Origin of the sequence: Sphingomonas metalli, assembly GCF_014641735.1 — a bacterium.
Taxonomy (GTDB): Bacteria; Pseudomonadota; Alphaproteobacteria; order Sphingomonadales; family Sphingomonadaceae; genus Sphingomonas; species Sphingomonas metalli.
Genome location: NZ_BMIH01000001.1, coordinates 843835 through 864926, shown reverse-complemented (window position 1 = coordinate 864926; position 21092 = coordinate 843835). Strand labels below are relative to the sequence as shown.

At 68.1% G+C, this 21092-nt stretch carries 25 protein-coding genes and 1 tRNA gene; 17 read left to right on the top strand and 9 right to left on the bottom strand.

Features of this window, described 5'->3' with window-relative positions; all coding sequences use genetic code 11:
- Nucleotides 1–1249 precede the first annotated feature (1249 nt).
- From IEX18_RS04380 to IEX18_RS04370, 3 genes are all read right to left on the bottom strand, one after another.
- Nucleotides 1250–1942 carry a hypothetical protein gene (locus tag IEX18_RS04380; protein ID WP_188657438.1) on the bottom strand — a complete coding sequence of 231 codons (693 nt, stop codon included), beginning with the start codon at nucleotides 1940–1942 and terminating at the stop codon, nucleotides 1250–1252.
- Between the two features lie 46 nt (nucleotides 1943–1988).
- Nucleotides 1989–2408 carry an HIRAN domain-containing protein gene (locus IEX18_RS04375; RefSeq protein ID WP_188657436.1) on the bottom strand — a complete coding sequence of 140 codons (420 nt, stop codon included), beginning with the start codon at nucleotides 2406–2408 and terminating at the stop codon, nucleotides 1989–1991.
- A gap of 86 nt (nucleotides 2409–2494) precedes the next feature.
- On the bottom strand, nucleotides 2495–3151 hold the full coding sequence (locus IEX18_RS04370; protein ID WP_188657434.1) for an XRE family transcriptional regulator: 657 nt from the start codon (nucleotides 3149–3151) through the stop codon (nucleotides 2495–2497).
- Nucleotides 3152–3237: 86 nt separating this feature from the next.
- On the opposite strand from IEX18_RS04370, the gene IEX18_RS04365 reads away from it, so the two are divergent.
- From IEX18_RS04365 to IEX18_RS04315, 11 genes are all read left to right on the top strand, one after another.
- A complete protein-coding gene (locus IEX18_RS04365; protein ID WP_188657433.1) occupies nucleotides 3238–3498 on the top strand; it encodes a transcriptional regulator in 261 nt (86 codons plus the stop codon).
- Nucleotides 3499–3709: 211 nt separating this feature from the next.
- On the top strand, nucleotides 3710–4156 hold the full coding sequence (locus IEX18_RS04360) for a hypothetical protein (protein ID WP_188657431.1): 447 nt from the start codon (nucleotides 3710–3712) through the stop codon (nucleotides 4154–4156).
- Nucleotides 4157–4246: 90 nt separating this feature from the next.
- Entirely contained in the window at nucleotides 4247–4681 is a 435-nt protein-coding gene (locus IEX18_RS04355; RefSeq protein ID WP_188657429.1) for a RodZ family helix-turn-helix domain-containing protein, read from the top strand.
- Entirely contained in the window at nucleotides 4678–4890 is a 213-nt protein-coding gene (locus IEX18_RS04350; protein ID WP_188657427.1) for a hypothetical protein, read from the top strand. The genes IEX18_RS04355 and IEX18_RS04350 overlap by 4 nt, the downstream gene beginning before the upstream one ends.
- A gap of 26 nt (nucleotides 4891–4916) precedes the next feature.
- A complete protein-coding gene (locus IEX18_RS04345; RefSeq protein WP_188657838.1) occupies nucleotides 4917–5159 on the top strand; it encodes a DUF2312 domain-containing protein in 243 nt (80 codons plus the stop codon).
- The gene (locus IEX18_RS04340) at nucleotides 5159–5521 is read left to right on the top strand and encodes a hypothetical protein (protein WP_188657425.1); all 363 of its coding nucleotides are present in this window, start codon (nucleotides 5159–5161) and stop codon (nucleotides 5519–5521) included. Before IEX18_RS04345 ends, IEX18_RS04340 begins: the two co-directional genes overlap by 1 nt.
- Before the next feature lie 109 nt (nucleotides 5522–5630).
- A complete protein-coding gene (locus tag IEX18_RS04335; protein ID WP_188657423.1) occupies nucleotides 5631–6128 on the top strand; it encodes a hypothetical protein in 498 nt (165 codons plus the stop codon).
- Nucleotides 6125–6835, top strand: a complete 711-nt coding sequence (locus IEX18_RS04330) for a DNA-methyltransferase (protein WP_188657422.1) — start codon at nucleotides 6125–6127, stop codon at nucleotides 6833–6835. Before IEX18_RS04335 ends, IEX18_RS04330 begins: the two co-directional genes overlap by 4 nt.
- Complete coding sequence (locus IEX18_RS04325) at nucleotides 6832–7164, top strand: hypothetical protein (RefSeq protein ID WP_188657419.1); 333 nt, start codon at nucleotides 6832–6834, stop codon at nucleotides 7162–7164. Before IEX18_RS04330 ends, IEX18_RS04325 begins: the two co-directional genes overlap by 4 nt.
- Nucleotides 7164–7427, top strand: coding sequence for a hypothetical protein (locus tag IEX18_RS04320; RefSeq protein WP_188657417.1), 264 nt, complete (start codon nucleotides 7164–7166; stop codon nucleotides 7425–7427). The genes IEX18_RS04325 and IEX18_RS04320 overlap by 1 nt, the downstream gene beginning before the upstream one ends.
- Nucleotides 7428–7792: 365 nt before the next feature.
- Nucleotides 7793–9130, top strand: coding sequence for a site-specific integrase (locus IEX18_RS04315; RefSeq protein ID WP_188657415.1), 1338 nt, complete (start codon nucleotides 7793–7795; stop codon nucleotides 9128–9130).
- Nucleotides 9131–9142: 12 nt separating this feature from the next.
- Here the strand turns inward: IEX18_RS04315 and IEX18_RS04310 are convergent.
- Nucleotides 9143–9217: transfer RNA gene (locus IEX18_RS04310), tRNA-Val, on the bottom strand.
- A gap of 45 nt (nucleotides 9218–9262) precedes the next feature.
- Nucleotides 9263–9640, bottom strand: a complete 378-nt coding sequence (gene cpdR, locus IEX18_RS04305) for a cell cycle two-component system response regulator CpdR (protein ID WP_188657413.1) — start codon at nucleotides 9638–9640, stop codon at nucleotides 9263–9265.
- On the opposite strand from cpdR, the gene IEX18_RS04300 reads away from it, so the two are divergent.
- The 4 genes from IEX18_RS04300 (at nucleotide 9639) to IEX18_RS04285 (ending at nucleotide 13806) form a co-directional block, all read left to right on the top strand.
- On the top strand, nucleotides 9639–10580 hold the full coding sequence (locus IEX18_RS04300; RefSeq protein ID WP_188657412.1) for an N-formylglutamate amidohydrolase: 942 nt from the start codon (nucleotides 9639–9641) through the stop codon (nucleotides 10578–10580). The two genes, cpdR and IEX18_RS04300, sit on opposite strands and share 2 nt — an antisense overlap.
- Nucleotides 10581–10829: 249 nt before the next feature.
- On the top strand, nucleotides 10830–11951 hold the full coding sequence (locus IEX18_RS04295) for an 8-amino-7-oxononanoate synthase (protein WP_188657411.1): 1122 nt from the start codon (nucleotides 10830–10832) through the stop codon (nucleotides 11949–11951).
- Nucleotides 11948–12568 carry a dethiobiotin synthase gene (gene bioD, locus IEX18_RS04290; protein WP_188657408.1) on the top strand — a complete coding sequence of 207 codons (621 nt, stop codon included), beginning with the start codon at nucleotides 11948–11950 and terminating at the stop codon, nucleotides 12566–12568. Before IEX18_RS04295 ends, bioD begins: the two co-directional genes overlap by 4 nt.
- Nucleotides 12565–13806, top strand: a complete 1242-nt coding sequence (locus IEX18_RS04285) for an adenosylmethionine--8-amino-7-oxononanoate transaminase (protein WP_188657407.1) — start codon at nucleotides 12565–12567, stop codon at nucleotides 13804–13806. The genes bioD and IEX18_RS04285 overlap by 4 nt, the downstream gene beginning before the upstream one ends.
- Nucleotides 13807–13995: 189 nt before the next feature.
- On the opposite strand, the gene IEX18_RS04280 is transcribed toward IEX18_RS04285, so the two are convergent.
- From IEX18_RS04280 to IEX18_RS04265, 4 genes are all read right to left on the bottom strand, one after another.
- Nucleotides 13996–14445, bottom strand: a complete 450-nt coding sequence (locus IEX18_RS04280) for a MaoC family dehydratase (RefSeq protein ID WP_188657405.1) — start codon at nucleotides 14443–14445, stop codon at nucleotides 13996–13998.
- Nucleotides 14445–16292 carry an acetyl/propionyl/methylcrotonyl-CoA carboxylase subunit alpha gene (locus IEX18_RS04275; RefSeq protein WP_188657403.1) on the bottom strand — a complete coding sequence of 616 codons (1848 nt, stop codon included), beginning with the start codon at nucleotides 16290–16292 and terminating at the stop codon, nucleotides 14445–14447. Before IEX18_RS04275 ends, IEX18_RS04280 begins: the two co-directional genes overlap by 1 nt.
- A 14-nt stretch (nucleotides 16293–16306) precedes the next feature.
- Complete coding sequence (locus tag IEX18_RS04270) at nucleotides 16307–17905, bottom strand: carboxyl transferase domain-containing protein (RefSeq protein WP_188657400.1); 1599 nt, start codon at nucleotides 17903–17905, stop codon at nucleotides 16307–16309.
- A 151-nt stretch (nucleotides 17906–18056) separates the two neighbouring features.
- On the bottom strand, nucleotides 18057–19226 hold the full coding sequence (locus IEX18_RS04265) for an isovaleryl-CoA dehydrogenase (protein WP_188657398.1): 1170 nt from the start codon (nucleotides 19224–19226) through the stop codon (nucleotides 18057–18059).
- 92 nt (nucleotides 19227–19318) lie between these two features.
- Between IEX18_RS04265 and IEX18_RS04260 the strand changes: the two genes are divergently transcribed.
- Nucleotides 19319–20233: a LysR family transcriptional regulator gene (locus IEX18_RS04260; RefSeq protein ID WP_188657396.1), complete on the top strand. Its 915-nt coding sequence runs from the start codon at nucleotides 19319–19321 to the stop codon at nucleotides 20231–20233.
- A 45-nt stretch (nucleotides 20234–20278) separates the two neighbouring features.
- Nucleotides 20279–21058, top strand: a complete 780-nt coding sequence (locus IEX18_RS04255) for an enoyl-CoA hydratase-related protein (protein ID WP_188657394.1) — start codon at nucleotides 20279–20281, stop codon at nucleotides 21056–21058.
- The last annotated feature ends 34 nt before the right edge of the window (nucleotides 21059–21092 follow it).

The following is a 21092-nucleotide window of genomic DNA, read 5'->3' as shown; positions in this document are numbered from 1 at the left end:
TCAATTTACGGCCAAAATCGCTCACGGTTATGCCATGGCAGTGCTGGGTCCAGAGGCCTTCAAGCCATACCTAAATGACATGATAGTATCCGGCGACTATGTAGATAACGGCCATCTTATTGGAAGCTCGAATAGCCCAATAATTGAGCACTCCCCTTTGCACCGCCTGACCTCATCCATCGTTGAGAGGGAGTGTAACCCTGACCCACGGTTGCCAGGCGCGATGCGAAAGCTCGTTGTTGTCGAAATTGAGCTATTTGCTCATATTTTTGGATGTAAATTGGAGGTAGTGGCAGGCGAGCTTAAGTAGGACGTGGCGGAGGTATCCTCCGCCGCGCCGCCAGGTAGCCGAGGGGAAACGGCTTCGACCGCGACGCGAGTACCCCGGCAGGTACCCCAACGTATGTCCGCTTACGCCCAATAGCGGACGTTCAGCTCGATCGCTTATCGCGTACGAAGATGAGCAACAGAATAGCCGGAGGCACCAGCGTTAGCGCTTCGAGTGCCCAGATCGAGGCACAGTCGGCCGTGGAATCAGATGGTGCACATTTGGGAACAATAGACCCGGAATATGCCCAGACACCGACGTGAACAAGCAGGCTGATCAAGGTCCCGGTCACGGCCAAAATCAGGGCCGGCCGATCTAAGAAGTGAGACTGCTGACTCATCCTCAATCAAGCTTAGCAGAATAACCGCTTTCTACCAGAAGCGAACGTTTGGGGCGGAGGCAACCTCCGCCGCGGTGCCAGCTCACCGAGGGGGCAGGGGTTTGGCGAGCATGGCCGTACCCCACTCATACCCCCGTTGATGTCTGCTTCCGCCTAGAAGCGGAAATACCGCTTACGCCCGATAACGGACCTTCAGCCTAGCGTTCGCGTCGAACCGCGAAGAGCCATCCCACTCCGACAACTGCGATGAACGAAGCTCCCAGTGCAGCGATCATAATGAGCTTTTCAGGTCGTCGCTCTACCAGACCTCGCACTATCACAGCGGCAGAGAACAGGACGAAACCACGCTGTAGCCATGTTGAACGCGATGCCATCGCTCTACCTTCCGCCCCGTAATGAGTGGATCTACCTCGAATGTTCGCTCCCCACCAAAAGCTGACATTGTGCGGGCGGAGGTGGCCTCCGCCTCGCAGCGTCAATGCCGAGAGGAAAATTGCCGAGAATCCCGTTCTGTACCCCGGTGATACCCCACCCGGCAGCGCCGAAGGTCACAATACTATGACCGTCGGCAACTGCATGCTTTAGCGCTTCCGTTTCGTAGGAGCGGCAGAGCGGGTTGCCGACTTGATCGGCGGTTTCGCTACAACATGTTCTGCTGGCTTTGTCGTCACCGTCGGGGTTGGCGTTGGCGCTGGCGGGTCGATATCGGCCTTCGACAATTCTGCTACGGCTTTGAAATAGCTTACCGGCACCTGGAAGATGACGGTGGTCGTGTCGTCGGCGCGAAGTTGGACCGCGATCGTGCCTCCATCGTCATGTGCCTTAAGCTCAACGGGGCTGAGAACAATCGCAAAACTTTCGCTTAGAGTGCAGGACGGCCGCGAATAGCGTGATGAGAAGCAACGACCGACATCCCGACCCCGAACAATAAACTTTGCAGGGTCGCCGCCTTTAAAAATCGCTGACGAATACCTGCGCCAATCACCGGTATAAACAAAGAATCCGCTAAGCTCGATTGGAGTTGTGACGCCTGCTTTTCGAACAGCGGCCACACTTATCTGTCCGTCACCAGCCTTAATAGATGGCGAGGTGTATTCATACCGTTGTGCAAAGTCGTCTGAGTAGACGACGATCGGGACACCGTTGCTCGCTGTCACCTCGCTACGGACCGCCTGCGCATCGGCTGTTGAATGCGCGACCAGCAAGCCTGCAAGGCTCAACCACACATTGAAAATCTTGCGCTTCCACGAAAGCCTAGTCAGATCGAGCTTCATCTTTGTTCCCCCTGTCAACCACTCTATCGCACTGCACCTTATTGGCTCAGCACCCCCAATCGAAATAGTCGCCGCCCACCTCACTCCAATCGTGTTCGACGTCATCACGCTCAGGCGGCACGTACAGCTGCCCCCCGCCGAACCGTGCGCGGATGATCGCCGCTGTTCGACCCGGAGCCTGGAACGCCGCTTCGTGCTCCACGCCGGCGTCCATCCATGGCGCGAGCAATGCGGCGCGCTCAGCTGTCAGGTAACCGAGCTGTATGTCACGCACGCTGAACACAGCGATGGCCCGCTTGTCAGCTTTGTTCTTCGGCTCGCGGATGAGCTTCACCGGCTCGCCGTGGGCGCAGAGCGCCATTTCGAATCGGCGGTGGCTCTTGTCGCTGTTCAGATAGTCGAGGCCCACTACGGCTAAGCTCAGCTCATACGGCGACGACGGGCGGAGGCTGGGGGAGTAGAACATTATGCGAACATAAATCGAGATTTCGCGAGTCGGCAAGAGAGCGACTCGAGGGCCTCGCGGCGAGGGAGCTTCCCAATCTGGAACACCTAGAGCCGCTTACCCACGAAGATCACCCGGCCAACGATATTCACCTGATCGATCGATTCTTCGTCCGGCCGGACGGACTGATTATCGGAATGGATTACGACCCGATCGCCCTTGATACGCAGCCGCTTGATCGCTCCTAGATCGCCAACCGTGTACGCCCAAACTGCGTCCTGTTCGACGACGACGCGCTGCGATCGATCGATCAGCACCACGTCTCCATCATGGATCGTCGGCTCCATCGAATCGCCGCGGCCCCGGGCCCAGGTGAGAAGCGCGGGTGGAGAACTGGTGATGGCCTCCATCCACAAGCGTGGGAACCTGATCACGTCTACGTTGACGTGATTGTCGACGAAAGTTGCGCCGAGCCCATAAGCGAGGTCGATCTGCTGAACGCTGACTAGGTCGAGCTGCTCAGCTGCGTCTTCGACGGAAGGCAACGGGATGGCGTCCGCCTTCGGGTCGTCAGTCAGCCCCTCCAAGTAGCCTGGTGATGTCCCAAGCTCCTGGGCGATGCGGTGGAGAAACTTGGAGCCGTATCCGGATCCCGTTACTAGCTTCGCGATCGAAGTTTGCGATATGCCTACACGCCGCGCCAGCTCAGACTGTGTCAAGCCGCGGTCATTCATGAGCTGGCGAAGGCGAGCGGCATCAACCATACGCTGGGTGTCTAAACCCACAGGTTTAACGCGCGACCAAACTTTGGGTATTGACGGCTCTAAACCAATGGGTTTAGCAAGCCGACATGGATGTGAATCGGTCACCCCAAAACGAAGCCTTGTTGGAGGCGGTCCGCATTGCAGGATCGCAGTCGGCCTTGGCGCGGCTCTTGAAGGTCACTCAGAGAGCAGTTTGGCGCTGGGTAAGCGAAGGTAAGCACCTCCCCGCTGAACACGTCCTGCATGTCGAACGTGAAACCGGTGTGAGCCGTCATGTTCTGCGGCCTGACCTCTATCCCCTCGAAAGCGAAAGCACAGTCGCCGAACCGGCGGAGCTGCCCCAGTGATCGCTGCACCCCTTTCCCCCTTCGGCCGCTGGCAGACCGGTCGAAACCTGCCGAACGCGCAATCGAACCCGCGCGCCCGGCAAGCCCCCCCCTGTCTGCTGGACTCCCTTGTTGACCCCCTGGGCGCCGGTCGTCTGCATCGATCGGCGCCCCCTTTCGGGGCAGCGGCATGACCAAGGTCCGGGAGCCCGCCACAATCGAGGACACGTTGATGACCGTCCTCGGTCAACTGAAGATCAAGGAAGCGGCCGCGCTGCTCGGCCGGTCGGCGGCCTATCTGCAGGCGACGACCGATCCCGACAAGCGCGAGCAGCTGTCCGTTCGTGACCTCGAGCAGCTCGACCTCGCGCACCATGCGAAATTCGGGCTGGGCTTTCCGCTCTATGAGGCGCTGGGCCGCCGGCTGGCGACGTCGCGCGCGGAGCGTTTCGCCGATGCGGCCGAGATCGGCCGGCGCGGCGCCGCGCTTGCGCGTGAGAACGGCGAGGCCGTCACCGCGCTGCTCGAGGCGGCGCTGGTGACAGGTGACCGCAAGCGGGTCGAAGAGGCGCTACGCCAGACCGAGGATGTCCATCGCGAGGCGACCTCCACCATGGCTTGCCTGCGCGCGTATCTCGATCGCGGGGCGGGCACGGCAACCGCGCCCGACACCAGCTGACGCGCGGGCCTCGCTCAGCACCATCAACACGCGGCGTTCCGGCGGTCCTGCTTCCGGTGACGCCACCGGCTTGCCCGGAAGGATCGCACCATGTTCCACGCCTCTGCTGCCAGCTTCGCCAGCGCCACGCCGGCCCCGCCGCCCATGATGCCTCCCATGAAGCCATGGGAATATCTCCGCCTCCGCCGGGAGGCGGCGGGCCTGTCGATCGACGAGGTCGCGCGCCGCATGTCGCCGAAGCTCGCGACCCGTTCCGAAGCGGCGCGCTTGGCGGAGCTGCTCGAGACCCGCGGCTATCGCGCCCTCCACAACAAGCCCATTCTGCGGCTGGCCAGCGCCTATCCTCTCGATCCCTCGGTCTACCGCCAACTCGCCGACCTGCCGCCCGAGCAGCACCCGGCGGTCTGCCGCGGCTGCGGCTCCAGCTATTGGGATACCCAGCGCGGTGCCGAGCACGTGCTGGTGAGCTGGACCGCCCCCCACACCTGCACGGGTTGCGTCGCCGCCCAGGTCGGTGCCGCGTGAAGCGCGCGCAGCCCATGCCGATCTCGGCGCTCCATCCGCTCGCCTGCGACTGCGCGCGCTGCGAGCCGCGCACCGGCGCGACCCGGCTGGCCGACCTCGGCGCTGCCGCCTTTTTCACCGGCGCGACCGGCGCGCTGATGCTGGCGCTGGCCGCCAAGCCGGCGACGACGATCGCGGCGCTCCTCGCGCTGGCGGAGGCCGCGTCGTGAGCGCGGCCGACGAGCGCGGCGAGGGGATGGGCGGCGGCCAGGTCGCAGCGGAAGAGCTGCGCCTCCTGATCGAGCGCGCCGAGCGCCTCGAGGAAGAGAAGAAGGGCATCCAGGACGACATCAAGGACGTGTTCGCCGAGGCCAAGGGCCGCGGATACGACCCGAAGGCCATTCGGACGATCATCGCGATCCGCAAGAAGAAGCGCGAGGAGTACCAGGAAGAGGAGGCCATCCTCGAGACCTACATGAACGCGCTGGGGATGCTCTGATGAACAGCGAGCCCCATCGCACGAAGAGCCGGCTGATCGACGCGTTGTACGCCGAGTGCATGCGCATTCGTCGCAACGGCGAGGCGCACATATCGCAGGAGCCGACCGACCGGCAGAAGGCTCTCGTCGCGCAAGGCGTTCTGTCGACCTGCATGCAGGCCGTCACCACCGACGCGATGCCGTTCGGGACAGCCTTCCCAATCGAGCTCGCCGTCCGCTTGGCGAGCTACGGCATCTCTCTTCTGCCCGCGGACCAGCAAGACGCTGGCATCCGAGAAGTGCTCGAGCAGCTTCCCGAGGCGCACCGCCGGCGCATGGCGCAGGGCGTCTGCATCAAGGCCGAATGGGGGACGCGGTCATGATCCGCCCGGTCCGCGCCGCGTCAGCCACGCGGTTCATCCGCAACCTGGTGCAGGCGATTGGCATCACCGGCGCGGCGCTGCTTGTCGACTTCGTATGGAGGCAGCTCTGATGACCACGCTTCCCCGCGTTCCTTGGAATGCCGCATGGTCGGCCGAAGCCCGTTATGAGGTTCGGCCTTGTCGCTGGGTTGGCGGCAAGCTGGCGCTGTGGAGCCCCCATCAGCCGGGGCAGGGCAAGCCCATTTTCGCGCGCCCCCACATGGTTCGCCAGCGTCGGTCGATTGCGGAGATGCGGTGCACCGTTTGCGGAGAGCGGGCGCCGGCGAACGATCGCTGGTGGTTCAAGCTCGGCCGCATGCAAGAGGGCTGGTTCATGAGCACCGAGGCGCCGGTCCATCGGGCCTGCGCAGACTATGCTTTGACCGTTTGCCCGCATCTCCGGGAGCGGGGCGCGGACCTCGAGCGGATGCCGGGCGGCTATAGCGTTCTGTCGGCAATCATCGGTGGCCCTGCAGTGGCCGACGACTTCGGTCTGACTATCAACCCCGGCCGGGGGGTTATCGGTTCGCTCAAGCTCGCCTGGCCGGCGTCGATGGTGTCCGCATGATCGCGACCGTCCGCATCGGCGCGGCAACCCTTTACATGGGGGACGCCTACGTAATCCGCCCGGCGCTAGGCTTCCACGACGCCGACGTGATGGATCCGCCCTACCTCATTCGCGCGACGGGCGCCGGCCGATATCGTGCCCGGCGGCCGATGATGGATCGCATCATGGACGAGGAGCTGCACAGCGGCTTCGACATGGCGATCGTCAACCCGCTGCTCTGCGGCGCGGCCATCGTATTCGCGCACAATGACCAGCTCGCCGAGCTGCTGTCGCTCGCGCAGGGGCAGTTTCATCGCCACGCGCTGTGCGTCTGGCAGAAGACAAATCCGCAGCCGATTGCGAACAAGCACTACCGGCCGGACGTCGAATTTTACGTCCACGCGTGGAATCGCGGCTATCACCCGGCCGGCGCTATATGCGACCTGTTTCGGGTCAGCCGCATCACCTCGCCGCGCGGTTCCGCGCGCTTCGACCATCCGACGACGAAGCCCGACGCGCTGATGGCGAAGATCCTCGCGAACGTCGCCGGCGACAGCGTGTGCGATCCCTTCATGGGGACGGGCTCAACGGGCGTCGCCGCGATCCGCGCGGGCAAGCGCTTCACCGGGATCGAGCGCAATCCCGACTATTTCCAGACGGCCGTCCGGCGGATCACCGATGCGGTTACCAAGGCGCGCGCCGTCGACCAGCTGGAGCAGGTCGCATGACAGACGCCGCATTGATCCTCGAAAGCACGAACGCGGATCTTCCGCCGCAGCTCGCCGACGTGGCGGTCCTGGACGAACGCGGCGGGCTGCACATCCCTGACGAGGATGGATCGTCCATCTGGCACCTGCATGAGGGCCTGCGCTCTGCCTGGCTGCCGCTCGACCAGCCCGATCGCATCGTCTTGCAGCTGCTCGGGAGCGCTGACCGCACCGATCAGGACAAGCGCGAATTCGAGGAGGAGGGCTTCGTTGCCGCCCTCGATCGCGCCGGCCTGCGCGCCTTCATCCGCCAGCTGCAGGCGATCGACGCCATGCTCGAGGAAAGCTGATGGTCTGCGAAACGGTCACCATGCCGGGCGGCGGGCGGGCGATCGTCTGCTCCTCGCACAAGCGCCAGCGCTGCAAGTGCGGCCGCGACGCCTTCCTGCTCTGCGACTGGAAGGTGCCCGGAAAGACAAGCGGCACCTGCGACGCGCCGATCTGCCATGCCTGCGCCTTCTCGCCAGCGACCGGCAAGGATCTGTGCCGAGAGCACAAAGCAGCCTTCTTTGCGTGGCACTCTTCCCGCAATTCGGAGGCCGCCCGTGGCTGACGATCCCGATCCCTATTGGGACTATGAAGAGCAAGATGATTGCTGGAACTGCGGCGGCGAGGGTTCCGTGTCGTCGTGCTTCTCAGAATACGCGTGCCTGTATCCAGACGAGGGCTGCGACCTTTGCACCCGCCGTTGCGACGTCTGCTCACCTCCGCGGTCCGCAGATTCCACCGACAATATAGCTCGAGAGGAGCAGGCATGAACGCCCCTTCGATCGTCCATTTGGACAAGCGAGTCAGCCGCGCGGCCGAAGTCGGCCGAGGCGTGGATCTGACCGCCGCGGATCTCGAGATGCTCGTCAGCCTCGGGCTCATGGAAATACTGACCGCCGCCAAGGCCAAATATCTCAGGGAGCAATCAACGTGCAGGGCAATGCGGCGCCGGTCTATCGACGGGGGAAATACTGGCTCGACAAGCTCCGACGCGCCGACGGCGGGGAGCGGTCGCCCCGCTGGTACGTCTTCTGGTACGATCCCGTTGCGCGACGTGAAGCAAGCGCATCAACGGGCACGGAGGATGTCGACCAAGCCATCCTCGCGCTCGACCGTCGGTACCTAGGCGATGCCAGTGAGGCGCCTGCCTATTGCTATGCGTGCGGGCAGCCGCTCGCCTCGGCGGAGGCGTATCTGCTGACCGACGCGATCGCCGATTATCGCCTGGAACATGGCGACCTGAAGGACTCGGCCGACAGCATCCAGGCGCGCCTGAAGCACGTCCTCGACTTCATTGAGGCGGAGGAGGGGCGCGGCGGGTCGTTCGGCCTCGAGACGAGCTGCGCGGTTGCATGCGGCATGCCGTTCATCACCGCCTTCCGCGCCTGGTCGAAGGATCAGCCGGTCACATGGCGGAACAAGGCTGGCGAAGTCACGGCGTCGCGCCCGCGGTCGGCCGCCACTACTGAGGAATCCGTGCTGCAGGTCGCGGCTGCTCTCAATCACGCCGCCGATGCGGATCCACCGCGATCGGAGCGCCGGCCGATCTACAAGCCGCTCCCGCGCAAGCAGGTCTCGCGGCCGCGGCGGGTACGCGTCGATGTGCCGGTCCTCGCCGACATGCTCGCCTACGCAGCCGAGACCGACAAGAAGCGCGTGTCGCTGCATGCCTTCATCGTTGCGTCGCTCTGCACCGTCGCGCGGCCGGATAGCGTGGTCGACATCAGCGTCGCCCCGCACCGCGAGCAGTGGTTTCCCGGATCGCCCACGCTGGACCTCAACCCGTTCGGGCGCGCCCAGACGAACAAATATCGTCCGGTGATTCCGGTCGTGCCGGTGCTGGCGAACTGGCTGAAGGCGGAGCTGGCCGCCTATGAGAGGCTCGACAAGGACAAGCGGGCCGGCGCCGGCTTCCTGGTCAATTACTTCGGGCGAGGCGTCCAGGACGTCGATCGCGCATGGTCGACCATGCTGACCGAGCTGAAGCTGCCCAAGGGGAGGGAGTGGAAGCCTTATCTTCTGCGGCACAGCCTCGCGACGCTTCTGCGCAATCGCGGTGTGGCGAAGTGGGATCTCGAAGGCTTTATGGGTCACGATGTGACCGGGTCGACCGAGGTCTACGCCATCGGCCGATTCGCGACGGTCGCGAATGCTCTCAACGATATTCTGGGTGAGGTCGACGCCAAGGCGCCGGGCGCTTTGCGCCGAAGAAGCGCCGAAGTCGGGCTATCCGGTCCTCTCGCCGAGGAGGCAAAAATGACCGGATAACACCGACTTCGGTGGTGGGCGTGGCAAGGATTGAACTTGCGACCCCTGCGATGTCAACACAGTGCTCTACCACTGAGCTACACGCCCGTAAGGTGGTCGCCTCTAGCCGCGCAAATCGGCCGGCGCAAGCGGTCAGTTGTGTCCGCTCGCCAGATCGGGGGCGAACATGCGGTCCACCTCCGCCACCAGCTCGCGCAGGTGGAAGGGCTTGGACAGGATGCGGGCATTGGGCATCGCCTCGCCGGCGCGCAGCGTCACGGCGGCGAAGCCGGTGATGAACATCACCCGCATCGCCGGCGCCAGCTCGGCGGCGCGCTGGGCGAGCTCGATCCCGTCCATCTCGGGCATGACGATATCGGTGAGCAGCAGGTCGAAGCGATGCGCCTCGAGCAGCGGCAGCGCCGCGGTGCCGCGATCGACCGCGTCGACCAGATAGCCCGCCTTTTCGAGCGCGCGCGTCAGATACGTGCGCATCACCTGATCGTCCTCGGCCAGCAATATCCGTGTCATGACCGTGCCTCGCGAATGTTCATGCGCCACCTATGTCCGCGGCGGCGCGGATTTCCAGTCGAAACCGGCGCGCATCCGTCCTACGCTGATACGGGTGGAACAGCCAGAGACACTCGAACGGCTGGGTGCGGCCGTGCCGGCATCGCCGGTCGTGGTGTCGGTGCCGCACGCCGGGCGCCTCTATCCGGATGCGCTGCTCGCCGCGCTGGCGGTGCCGGAGGCGGCGCTGCGGCCGCTCGAGGACCGCCATGTCGATGCCGTGGCGCGGGCGGCGTGGCGCGGCGAGACGATGCTGATCCAGCGGCATGCGCGCGCCTGGATCGACCTGAACCGCAGCGAGCGCGAGCGCGATCCGCGGATCGACGTCGGCGCGATCCCCGGCCACATGCACCACAGCGCGCGGGTGCGCAGCGGGCTGGGGCTGGTGCCGCGGCGCGCGTCGGGCAACCAGACGCTCTGGCGCGGGCGGTTCGCGGCGGCGGATATCGCGGCGCGGATCGCCGCGGCCCATCGCCCCTATCATATGGCGGTGGAGGCGGCGCTGGCGGCGGCGCGTGCGCGGTTCGGGACGGCGGTGCTGCTCGACCTCCATTCGATGCCCCCGCTGGGCGAAGACGGCGCGCGCATGGTGATCGGCGACCGTTTCGGTCGCACCGCGGCGCCGCGCTTCGTCGCGCGGGCGGAGGCGGCGCTGGCGGGCGGAGGGTGCGCGCCGGCGATCAACCTGCCCTATGCGGGCGGGCATATCGTCGAGCGGCATGGGCGGCCAGCCCGGCGCATCCATGCGCTGCAACTGGAGATCGACCGCTCGCTCTATCTCGATGCCGCGCTCGACAGGCCGGGGGCGGGGCTGGCCCCGACGGCGGCGCTGGTGCGCGACGTGATCGACGCGCTCGCCGACGAGGCGCTGGCCAGCGCCCTGCCGATGGCGGCGGAATAGCGGCCAAAAAAAACCACCCCGCGGGTAGTCCGCACGGGGTGGCCTAGGTTCAGGGAGGAGACACGCTGAAAGCGTGTCGTACGGCCTCGCGAAAGGGGGGACACGAAACCGTACAGGGCATAAATGGGCAAGCCGCGCGATTGTTCAAGTCCGCCGTCAAAAATTAACCATGTTCCGCAGCCGCCGGTCCCGGAGGAGCACCGGTCCGTCCGCTTGTCGGGATCGGGGCCGGTCCGTAAGGCGTCCGGCATGACCTTCGCCGCCCATCATGCGGACCTCGCCGCCCTCGAATCGCGCGGTCGACTGCGGCGGCTGGTGCCGCGCCGGGGGCGCGATTTCGCATCCAACGACTATCTGGCGCTGGCCGACGCGCGCCCCGTCCGCGACGCGGTGGCGCGGGCCCTGGCGGCGGGCGTGGGGATCGGATCGGGCGGCTCGCGGCTGCTGCGCGGCAATGCGCCCGAGCATGAGGCGCTGGAGGCGGCGGGCGCAGCGACCTTCGGCGTCGAGGCGACCCTGTTCTTCGGCAGCGGCTATGCCGCCAATGTCGCGATGCTGTCGGCGCTGCCCCAGCGGGGCGACCTGATCGTCCACGACGCGCTGGTCCATGCCAGCGCGCATGACGGAATGCGGCTGGGCCGGGCGGAGGCGGTGGCGGCGGCGCACAACGATGCCGATGCCTTTGCCGATGCGATCGCCGGCTGGCGTACGCGCGGCGGCACGGGGACGCCGTGGATCGTGGTCGAGAGCCTGTACAGCATGGACGGCGACTGCGCCCCGCTCGCCGCGCTGGCCGCCATCGCCGATCGGCACGATGCGGTGCTGATCGTCGACGAGGCGCATGCGACGGGCGTGTGGGGCACGGGCGGCCGCGGCCTGGCGGCGGAACTGGACGGGCGCGGCAACGTCATCACGCTCAAGACCTTCGGCAAGGCGCTGGGCTGCGAGGGCGCATTGGTCTGCGGGCCGCGGATCGTCCGCGATTTCCTGGTGACGCGCGGCCGCGGCTTCATCTTCTCCACCGCGCCGTCGCCGCTGATGGCGGTCGCCGCGCAGGAGAGCCTGAGGCTGCTCGATGCCGAGCCGGAGCGGCGGGCACGGCTCCACGCGCTGATCGCGGCGGCGGGGCGGCGGCTCGGGCCGCTCGGCGCCTCGATCGAAGGGACGCAGATCGTGCCGCTGATCCTCGGCAACGATGGCGAGGCGATGCGGGTCGCCGGCGCCCTCCAGGCCCGGGGCTTCGACGTGCGCGGCATCCGGCCGCCGACCGTGCCCAGCGGAACGGCGCGCCTGCGCATCTCGCTGACCCTGCATGCGACGGAGGATGACCTGGCCGCGCTCGCGTCTGCGATCGCGGAGGCGCGGGCATGAGCGTGACAGTGGTGACGGGGACCGATACCGATATCGGCAAGACCGTGTTCGCGGCGGGCCTCGCGGCGATGCTGGGCGCGCGTTACTGGAAGCCGGTGCAGGCGGGGCTGGCGGACGGCAGCGACGCCGCCACCGTCACCGGTCTGGGCGTCGCCCCGGCGCAGGTCCTGCCCGAAGCCTATCGGCTGGCCACGCCCTGCTCACCGCACCGCGCCGCGGAGATCGACGGCGTGGCGATCGATCCTGCCCGGCTGGCGCTGCCGCCGGGCGACGGCCCGCTGGTGGTGGAGGGCGCGGGCGGGGCGCTGGTGCCGGTGACGCGCCATCTGCTGTTCGCCGACCTGTTCGCGCACTGGGGGCAGCCGGTGGTGGTGGTCGCGCGGACGGCGCTGGGCACGATCAACCACAGCCTGCTCACCCTGGAGGCGTTGCGCAGCCGCGGCGTGCCGATCCGCGGCATCGCCTTCATCGGCGGTCCGGTCGAGGACAGCGAGGCGACGATCGCGGCGATTGGGGGCGTGCGGCGGCTGGGGCGGCTGCCGCTGCTGGCGCCGCTGGACGCGGACACGCTGGCCCGCGCCTTTGCCGGCGCCTTCGATCCGGCGGACTTCCGGTGAGCGGCTCGCCCGTCTGGCACCCCTTTACCCAGCATGGGCTGGGCGAGCCGATCCCGCTGGTGACGCATGGCGAGGGCGCGGCGCTCCACACCGCCGACGGGCGGCGGATCGTCGATGCGATCTCGAGCTGGTGGGTGACGACGCACGGCCATAATCACCCTCGCATCGTCGCGGCAATTCGCGAGCAGGCGGGGCGGCTCGACCAGATCATCTTCGCCGGCTGGACGCACCAGCCGGCCGAGGATCTGGCGCGCGCGCTGATCGCGATCACTCCCGAGCCGCTGACCCGCGTGTTCTTCAGCGATTCCGGCTCGACCAGCGTCGAGGTCGCGCTGAAGATGGCGCTGGGCTATTGGGCGGCGCGGGGCGAGGCGCGGCATCGCATCCTGGTGCTCGAGCACAGCTATCATGGCGACACGATCGGCGCGATGTCGGTAGGCGAGCGGGGCGTGTTCAACCGCCCCTATGCGCCGCTGCTGTTCGATGTTGGCACCATCCCTTTTCCACATGCCGGGGCCGAGCAGGCCACCCTCGACGCACTGGAGCGGGCCTGTACGAGGGGCGCGGCGGCGTTCATCGTCGAACCGCTGATCCTCGGCGCGGGGGGCATGCTGATCTATCCGCCCTGGGTGCTGGCGGAGATGCGCGCGATCTGCGCGGCCACGGGCGTGCTGTTCATCGCTGACGAGGTGATGACCGGCTGGGGCCGGACGGGCACGCTGCTCGCCTGCGAACAGGCGGATGTGGTGCCCGATATCCTCTGCCTGTCCAAGGGGCTGACCGGCGGCGCGATCCCGCTCGCGGTGACGCTGGCGAGCGAGCCGCTGTTCGCGGCGCACTGGTCGACCGACCGGGCGCGGATGTTCTTTCACTCCTCCAGCTACACCGCCAATCCGATCGCCTGTGCCGCGGCGAACGCCAACCTCGCTATCTGGCGCGACGAGCCGGTGCAGGCGCAAATCGATACGCTGGCGGCTCGGCAGGCCGAGCGGCTGGCGGAGCTGGCGGAGCATCCGCGCGTGCGGAGCGCGCGGCAGCTGGGGACGATCGCGGCGCTGGATGTGGGGGGCGAGGGCTATCTGTCGGACGCCGGGCCGCGGCTCCTGCGCTTCTTCCGCGAGCACGACCTGCTGGTGAGGCCGCTGGGCGACACGATCTACGTGATGCCGCCTTACTGCATCGACGCGGCGGATCTGGATCGCGTGTGGGCGGCGATCGGGGAGGCGGTGGAGATGTAACCCATCCCTCCCCTCCGGGACGTGCGCGGATTTGGCTCTGGTCCCGCCAGCGTCATCCCAGCGAAGGCTGGGATCTCCCGTTTGGTGCGCAGCAAGAGCCGCAAGAGGCCCCAGCCTGCGCTGGGGCGACGGTTCCGGTCGAGTGGATCAGGCTCCGACCAGTCGGAGGAAAGGCGCGATGCCCGCCGCTCACCCCCGCCGCTTCACCAGCGCCGTCCGCAGGCACTGGCAGACGATCTCCCCCCGCTGGTTCCCCATCTCGTGCCGGAACGTCACCAGCCCCGCCTCGGGCCGCGAGCGGCTCTCGCGCAGTTCCACCACCTCGCTCGTCGCATGCAGCGTGTCGCCCAGGAACACCGGTTTCGGCATCACCAGCTTGTCGTAGCCGAGGTTCGCGACCAGCACGCCGAGCGTCGTGTCCGCCACCGACAGGCCGACCATCAGCGCAAAGGTGAAGGTGCCGTTGACGAGGATCCGGCCGAACTCGCTCGCCCGCGCCGCCTCCGCATCAATGTGCAGCGGCTGGGGATTGTGGGTCATGGTCGAGAAGAGGAGATTGTCGGTCTCGGTCACCGTCCGGCGGATCTCGTGCGCGATCCGGTCGCCGACCTGCCAGTCCTCGAAGACGCGTCCCGCCATCACTGATCCTCCGTCGCGATGCGCACCAAGAGCGCGCCCTCGGCCACCTGCGCGCCGGTGGCGACGGGCAGCTCGGCGACGGTGCCGTCGAACGGCGCGGTGAGCGCATGTTCCATCTTCATCGCCTCGATGGTGACGAGCCGCTGGCCCTTAATTACCGGCTGGCCGGCGGCGACGTCGACCGCGATCACGCGGCCGGGCATGGGCGACAGGATCGCCCCGTCGCTCCCCGCGCCCTCGGCTCCGCCATCGGCGCGCCACGGCGAGAGGACCCAGCTCTGCCCGCCCTCCGCTACCAGCAGCCGGCCGTCGGGCAGGGTGCGGGCGGCGTGACCGTGCCGCGCCGACGCGATGCCGATCGGCTGACCGTCGAGCAGGAACAGGCTCTCGGCGCGCCGCGGCGCGTTGAGGCGGAAGCCGGACAGCGGCCCCGGCGGGGCGAGCAGCGCCGCGGCGGCCCCCAGCGCCTCCTCGCTCGGCCGGGCGGGCGGCATCAGCGCCTCCCCCTCGCGTGCGATCAGGCCGGTATCGACGCGGCCCGCGACGAAATCGGGGTGGTCGAGCGCCTCGACGAGGAAGCCGGCATTGCTGCGCACCGGCCAGACCACGGTCGCGTCGAGCGCTCCGGCCAGCGCCGCGCGCGCCTCCTCGCGCGTGTCGCCATGCGCGATCAGCTTGGCGATCATCGGATCGTACCAGGGCGAGATGGCGTCGCCTTCCTCCACGCCGCTGTCGACGCGCACGCCGTCGCCCAGCGAAAAGGCCGTGAGCGTCCCGGTCGAGGGGAGGAAGCCCTTCGCAGGGTCCTCGGCATAGAGGCGCGCCTCGATCGCATGGCCGTGGATCGCCAGCGCCTCCTGCGCCAGCGGCAGCGGCTCGCCCGCGGCGATGCGCAACTGCCATTCGACCAGATCGACCCCGGTAATCGCCTCGGTGACCGGATGCTCGACCTGGAGCCGGGTGTTCATCTCCATGAACCAGATGCAGTCGGCGGACAGGCCGGTGCTGGCATCGGCGATGAACTCGATCGTGCCCGCGCCGACATAGTCGACCGCGCGGGCGGCGCGCACCGCCGCCTCGCAGACCGCGGCGCGGGTGGCGTCGTCCATGCCGGGGGCAGGGGCCTCCTCGATCACCTTCTGGTGGCGGCGCTGGAGCGAGCAGTCGCGCTCGAACAGGTGGACGACCTGGCCGTGCCGGTCGCCGAACACCTGTACCTCGATATGGCGGGGCGAGAGGATGTACTTCTCCAGCAGCACCCGCTCGTCGCCGAACGCCGCCGCCGCCTCGCGCCGGCAGGAGGCGAGCGCGTCGGCGAAGTCGGCCGCGGCATCGACCCGGCGCATCCCCTTGCCGCCGCCACCGGCCACCGCCTTGATCAGGACGGGCCAGCCGATCGCCTCCGCCTCCGCGAACAGCCGCGCGTCGGACTGGTCGTCGCCCAGATAGCCGGGGGTGACGGGCACGCCCGCGGCGATCATCCGTTCCTTGGCCGCGTCCTTCAGCCCCATGGCGCGGATGCTGGCGGGATCGGGGCCGACCCAGACCAGCCCGGCGGCGATCACCGCCTCGGCGAAGTCGGCATTCTCCGACAGGAAGCCATAGCCGGGATGGATCGCCGCAGCGCCGCTTTCCCGCGCGGCGGCGAGGATCGCGTCGGCGACCAGATAGCTCTCGCGCGCGGGCGCGAGGCCGATCCGCACCGCCTCGTCCGCCTCGCGCACGTGCAGCGCGGCGGCGTCGGCGTCCGAATGGACGGCGATGGTGCGGATGCCGAGCGCGCGGGCGGTGCGGATGATCCGGCAGGCGATCTCGCCGCGATTGGCGATGAGGAGCGATTCGATCATGGGCGCGTCCTTGCTCACATCCGGAACACCCCGAACCGGGGCGCCTCCGGGATCGGGGCATTGAGGCAGGCGCCGAGCGCGAGGCCCAGCACGTCGCGGGTCTGCACCGGGTCTATCACGCCATCGTCCCACAGGCGCGCGGTGGCGTAGAGGGGATTGCCCTCCTCCTCATATTTCGCGCGGATCGGGGCCTTGAAGGCTTCGGCCTGTTCGGGCGTCCAGCTGTCCGCGTCGCGATGGACGGTGGCGAGGACGGAGGCAGCCTGCTCGCCGCCCATCACGCTGATCCGCGCATTCGGCCAGCTGAACAGGAAGCGGGGCGAATAGGCGCGGCCGCACATGCCGTAATTGCCCGCGCCGAAGCTGCCGCCGATCAGCACGGTGATCTTGGGCACGGAGGCGGTGGCGACGGCGGTGACCAGCTTCGCGCCGTTCTTGGCGATCCCCTCCGCCTCGTATTTGCCGCCGACCATGAAGCCGGAGATGTTCTGGAGGAAGAGGAGCGGCACGCGGCGCTGGCAGGCGAGCTCGATGAAATGCGCGCCCTTCAGCGCACTTTCGGAGAAGAGGACGCCGTTATTGGCGAGTATCGCGACCGGCAGGCCGTGGATATGCGCAAAGCCGCAGACGAGCGTGGTGCCATAGAGCGGCTTGAACTCGTGGAAGCGGCTGGCGTCGACGATCCGGGCGATCACCTCATGCACGTCATAGGGCGCGCGCACGTCCTGGGGCACGATGCCGTACAGGTCCTCGGCCGGGAAGAGCGGCGGCAGGGGCGGGGCGGTGTTGACCGGCTGCACCAGCGGCGGAGGCAGGGTGGCGACGATGTCGCGGACGATCGATAGGGCGTGGTCGTCGTCGGCGGCGACATGATCGACCACGCCCGAGCGGCGGCCATGCGTGTCCGCGCCGCCCAGCTCCTCGGCGCTGATCACCTCGCCGGTCGCGGCCTTCACCAGCGGCGGGCCGGCGAGGAAGATCGTGCCCTGTCCGCGAACGATCACCGTCTCGTCCGACATGGCGGGGACATAGGCGCCGCCCGCGGTGCAGCTGCCCATCACGCAGGCGATCTGCGCGATCCCCTCGGCCGACATCTGCGCCTGGTTGAAGAAGATGCGGCCGAAATGATCGCGATCCGGGAACACCTCCGCCTGATGCGGCAGGTTGGCGCCGCCCGAATCGACCAGATAGAGGCAGGGCAGCCGGTTCTCGCGCGCGATCTCCTGCGCGCGCAGATGCTTCTTGACGGTGAGGGGGTAGTAGGTGCCGCCCTTCACCGTCGCATCATTGGCGACGATCATGCAGTCGCGCCCGGAGACGCGCCCGATGCCCGCGATCACGCCCGCGCCGGGCACGGCATCGTCGTAGAGGCCGTTGGCGGCGAGCTGGCCGATCTCCAGCAGCGGTGCGCCGGGGTCGAGCAGTCGCTCCACCCGGTCGCGCGGGAGGAGCTTGCCGCGGGCGACGTGGCGCTCGCGGGCGCGCGCGTCGCCGCCGAGAGCGGCGCGGGCGACATGCGCGCGGAGCGTCTCGGCGAGCGCGCGGTTGTGCGCGGCGTTGGCGCGGAAGCTGTCGTCGTCCCGCGACAGGCGGGTGTCGAGGGTTGCGTACATCAGCTCCTCCCCGCGAGCGGGGAGGGGGACCGCCGCGAAGCGGTGGTGGAGGGGGGCAGCGGCAGGCGGAGCGCTCGCGGCGATCCCCCTCCACCACGCCCTGCGGGCGCGGTCCCCCTCCCCAGCGAGCTGGGGAGGATCTTTGCCGCGCTCATTGCGCCACCGGCTGGGTTGCACCGACGAGTTCCCGCCCGATCAGCATCCGCCGGATCTCGTTCGTCCCCGCGCCGATATCCAGCAGCTTGGCATCGCGCAGGAACCGCTCCACCGGCCAGTCCTTGGTATAGCCCGCCCCGCCCAGCGCCTGCACCGCTTCTCCTGCCACACGGAAGGCATTCTCGCTCGCCAGCAGGATCGCGCCCGCCGCGTCGAAGCGCGTCGTCTTGCCCGCATCGCAGGCCCGCGCGACCGCATAGACATAGGCGCGCGCCGAGTTGAGCGCGACATACATGTCGGCGACCTTGGCCTGCATCAGCTGGAACCCGCCGATCGGCTGGCCGAACTGCTTGCGCTCGCGCAAGTAAGGCAGCACCACGTCGAGACAGGCCTGCATGATGCCGAGCTGGATGCCCGCCAGCACCGTGCGTTCATAGTCCAGCCCGCTCATCAGCACGCCGACCCCGCCATTTTCCGGCCCCATCACATTCTCCGCCGGGACGCGGCAGTCGGTGAAGACCAGCTCGGCGGTGGGCGAACCGCGCATCCCCATCTTGTCGATCTTCTGCCCGATGGCGAAGCCCGGCATGTCCTTCTCGATCAGGAAGGTGGTGATGCCGCGGCTGCCTTCGCGGGTCTTGGCATAGACGACGAGGACGTCGGCATAGGGGGCATTGGTGATCCAGAACTTCGTGCCGTTGAGGATATAGGCGTCGCCCTGCCGCTCCGCCTTGAGCTTCATCGAGACGACGTCGGACCCGGCCGAGACTTCCGACATGGCGAGGCTGCCGACATGCTCGCCCGAGACGAGGCGAGGCAGGTACTTCGCTTTCTGCGCCGCGCTGCCCCAGCGGCCGATCTGGTTGATGCAGAGGTTGGAATGCGCGCCATAGGACAGGCCGATCGACGCCGAGGCGCGGCTCACCTCCTCGCAGGCGATGACATGTTCGAGATAGCCGAGGCCGAGGCCGCCCCATTCCTCGTCCACGGTGATGCCATGCAGGCCCAGCTCGCCCATCGCCGGCCACAGTTCGTGGCGGGGGAACCAGTCCTCCGCATCGATCCGTGCGGCGAGCGGCGCGATCCGGTCGGCGGCGAAGCGCCGTGTCGTCTCGCGGATCATGTCCGCCGTCTCGCCCAGCGCGAAGTCCAGCGTGGCGTCCATCGGGCCTCTCCTTATGTCGTTGCCCTGCGATAGCCGATCGCCACAGGGGAGTGGAAGGGCAGGAGCCGCAAGGCTATCCATAGACCCCATCTATGATCGACCGCTACCTGATCCGCTATTTCCTCGCCGTGGTGGAGCAGGGCAGCTTCTCGCGCGCGGCGGGCCAATGCGGCGTGTCGCAGCCGACCCTGTCGGTGGGGATCGGCAAGCTGGAGAAGCTGGTCGGCGAGCCCCTGTTCCTGCGCACCAGCCGCCGGGTCGAGCTGACTCCGGCCGGCGCGCGCATGGTGCCGGTCGCGCGCCGGATCGAGGCGCAGTTCGCCGAACTGGAGCGGCAGACGGCGAACGGCCCGGCGGACGGGGCCATGCGGCTGATCCGGCTGGGCGTGACCGCGACGCTGCCCGCGGCGTGGCTGGAAGAGGCGCTCGGCACGGTGATGCGCGCCGGTCTGTCCGAGCGGCTGGAGATCGTCGAGCATCGGGCGAGCGAATTGCGGCCGCTGCTCGATCGCGGGCGGATCGATGCGATATTGGGGCGCGTGGACGGGGTGGCGCAGGCGACGCCGCTGTTCGCCGAGGGCTATGGCATCGCGATGGCGCCCGGCCATCGCCTTGCGGCGCGGACCGCCCTGACCACCGACGACCTGGCCGGCGAGGCCATGCTGGTGCGGCGCCAGTGCGAGGCGCTGGCGGAGACCAGCCGCTTCTTCACCGCCCGCGGCGTGCGGCCGTTCATGGCGGCGCGCACGGTGAGCGAGGATCGGGCCATCGCCTATGTCCGCGCCGGGCTGGCGATCACGGTCATGCCGGCGAGCTATGCGGCGCTGGGCGTCGCGATCGTACCGTTGGAGGGCTTCGCGGCGCGGCGGACGATCGGCCTTGCGATCGCGCCCGATGCGGTGGCGCGGGCAGGCGACAGCGCGGCCCTGCAGACGCTGGCGACGGCGCTGACCGCCATTGCAGGGCGGGGCGATGCCACCCCGCCGACCGATGGCGCGGCGAGATAGGCAGGCCGGTCGCGGCGCGCTATTCCGGGGGTGGAGAGGATAACCATGACCTATCAGACGCTCGACTATGCCCTTGGCGACCGCGTCGCGACGCTGACGCTCAACCGTCCCGACCGGATGAACGCGCTGGTGCCGCAGCTGTTCGAGGAGCTGCAGGACGGGCTCGACCGCGCCGCGGCGGACGGCGCGCGGGCGCTGGTGCTGACCGGGGCGGGCCGGGCCTTCTGCTCGGGCGCGGATCTGACCGACCGGGGCGAGCCGCCGATCCGCGACACCGGCGCGATGCTCGACCGCTATTACAATCCGCTCGTCCGCCGCATCGCCGCGCTCGACGTGCCGCTCGTCACCGCGATCAACGGCCCGGCCGTGGGGGCGGGACTGGGGCTGGCGCTGCTCGGCGACATCACGGTCATGGCGCGATCCGCCTATGGCCTGCTCGCCTTCGTCAATATCGGGCTGGTGCCCGATGCGGGATCGACCTGGCTGGTGGCGCAGGCGGTCGGCCGCGCGCGCGCGCTGGAGATGGCGCTGCTCGGCGAGCGGCTGTCGGCGGAGGCGGCGCATCAGGCGGGTCTCGTCACCCGCATCGCCGCGGATGAGGATTGCCTCGCCGAGGCGCAGGCGATCGCAGCGAGGCTGGCGGCAGGACCGACCGTGGCGGTGTCGCTGATCCGCCGCCAGGTCGCCGCCGCACTCACCGCGACGCTCGACGAAACCCTGATGATCGAGCGCGATCACCAGGCGCGCGCGGGCCGGACGCAGGACTTCGCCGAGGCGGTCCGCGCCTTCGCCGAAAAGCGCCCGCCGCGGTTCGAGGGGCGCTGACGCACGAAAAGGCGCCGCCGGTGGGGGCCGGCGA